This is a genomic window from Gordonia sp. NPDC003425 (assembly GCF_053588635.1).
Map to the genome: position 1 here is coordinate 1,767 of NZ_JBSFQI010000033.1, position 1,891 is coordinate 3,657.

1 rRNA gene (running past one end of the window) is annotated in these 1,891 nt (G+C 55.8%); it reads left to right on the plus strand.

The annotated features are described in order from the left end of the window. The first annotated feature begins 151 nt into the window (after positions 1-151). Positions 152-1,891 (plus strand): 23S ribosomal RNA (locus tag ACWDTD_RS20380); it runs 1,492 nt beyond the window's last position.

Sequence of the window (1,891 nt, forward strand, 5' to 3'; positions counted from 1 at the left end):
GGGTGTGTGTTGTTTGAGAAGTGCATAGTGGATGCGAGCATCTTTATTTTTATTGTTGTGCATGATTCTTTTTTGAGTTGTGCTGTTTTTGTGGTGTCTACATTTGGTCCTGTTGCTGCTTGTGTGGTGGCGGGGTTGTTTGTAGGTGTTGTTGTAAGTGTTTGAGGGCGTTCGGTGGATGCCTTGGCACTAGGAGCCGATGAAGGACGTGGTAGGCCGCGATAGGCCTCGGGGAGTTGTCAAACGAGCTGTGATCCGAGGGTGTCCGAATGGGGAAACCCAGCACGAGTGATGTCGTGTTACCACCAGCTGAATGTATAGGCTGTGTGGGGGGAACGTGGGGAAGTGAAACATCTCAGTACCCATAGGAAGAGAAAACAATTGTGATTCCGTGAGTAGTGGCGAGCGAAAGCGGAGGAGGCTAAACCGCGCGTATGTGAGACCGGGTAGGGGTTGTGCGTGTGGGGTTGTGGGGTTCATCATTCTTCGATCTACCTGTCGGGGCGTGAGTGAGAAAGCTGCATGTTAGGTGAAGTGGCCTGGGATGGTCTGCCGTAGACGGTGAGAGTCCGGTAGCTGAAAACGTGTGGTCTTGCGTGATGGATGCCCAAGTAGCAGCGGGCTCGTGGAATCTGCTGTGAATCTGCCGGGACCACCCGGTAAGCCTGAATACTTCCTAGTGACCGATAGCGGACGAGTACCGTGAGGGAAAGGTGAAAAGTACCCCGGGAGGGGAGTGAAATAGTACCTGAAACCGGACGCTTACAATCCGTCAGAGCCTTTGAGTCGTTTGGTCGGCTGGGGGTGATGGCGTGCCTTTTGAAGAATGAGCCTGCGAGTTAGTGCTCGGTGGCGAGGTTAACCCGTGTGGGGTAGCCGTAGCGAAAGCGAGTCTGAATAGGGCGTGGAGTCGCCGGGTCTAGACCCGAAGCGGAGTGATCTACCCATGGCCAGGGTGAAGCGTCGGTAAGACGTCGTGGAGGCCCGAACCCACTTCAGTTGAAAATGGAGGGGATGAGTTGTGGGTAGGGGTGAAAGGCCAATCAAACTCCGTGATAGCTGGTTCTCCCCGAAATGCATTTAGGTGCAGCGTTGCGTGTTTCTTACTGGAGGTAGAGCTACTGGATGGCCGATGGGCCCTATCAGGTTACTGACGTCAGCCAAACTCCGAATGCCGGTAAGTGAGAGCGTGGCAGTGAGACTGCGGGCGATAAGGTTCGTGGTCGAGAGGGAAACAGCCCAGATCGCCGGCTAAGGCCCCTAAGCGTGTACTAAGTGGAAAAGGATGTGGGGTCGCGAAGACAACCAGGAGGTTGGCTTAGAAGCAGCCACCCTTGAAAGAGTGCGTAATAGCTCACTGGTCAAGTGATCCTGCGCCGACAATGTAGCGGGGCTCAAGTACACCGCCGAAGCCGCGGCACTCACATAAGCCCGGTCATCGTCTATGGATGGTGGTCTAGGTGTGTGGGTGGGTAGGGGAGCGTCCTGCATCCGGGGAAGCCACGGAGTGATCTAGTGGTGGAGGGTGTGGGAGTGAGAATGCAGGCATGAGTAGCGAAAGCAGAGTGAGAAACTCTGCCGCCGAATGACCAAGGGTTCCTGGGCCAGGCTAATCCGCCCAGGGTGAGTCGGGACCTAAGGCGAGGCCGACAGGCGTAGTCGATGGACAACGGGTTGATATTCCCGTACCCGTGTATCCGCGCCCATGCTGAATCAATTGTACTAACCGTCCAGGACCGGATGGATCACCTTCGGGTGACCGGATGGCGATGCACGGGACCTCGGTTGGTAGTAGGCAAGCGATGGGGTGACGCAGGAAGGTAGTGGGGCCAGGCGATGGTTGTCCTGGTGTAAGCCTGTAGGGAGTGTGGTAGGTAAATCCGTCACACAC